Source organism: Candidatus Phyllobacterium onerii, assembly GCF_028331445.1.
GTDB classification, from domain to species: Bacteria; Pseudomonadota; Alphaproteobacteria; order Rhizobiales; family Rhizobiaceae; genus Phyllobacterium; species Phyllobacterium onerii.
The window spans coordinates 1-247 of record NZ_JAQMHX010000063.1 but is presented as its reverse complement, the minus strand read 5'-3'; the positions used below and the strand labels follow the sequence as shown (position 1 = coordinate 247).

General features: G+C 59.1%; 1 pseudogene. It reads right to left on the bottom strand.

The annotated features are described in order from the left end of the window. Positions 1 to 247, bottom strand: a pseudogene (locus PHA01_RS29210) (potassium-transporting ATPase subunit B); the annotation flags it as partial.

The following is a 247-nucleotide window of genomic DNA, read 5'->3' as shown; positions in this document are numbered from 1 at the left end:
GACGATATCCTTCAAGTATATGATGCCGAGCAGCTTGCCATCGCGGACAACTGCAAGCGGTGTGCCACCGCCCTTGGCGATCTGGTCGGCGATAGCTTGCAGATCACGAATGGTCTCGGCCGTGGCCCGCGTCGCTCAGTCGTTCCACCAGCTCCGGGCGTCGCAAGTGACATCTGATTGGCATAGGTCAGAACAGCGTCGACAGCGCCCTTGCGGATCGATGATCCATCGATATCGACACCGCTCA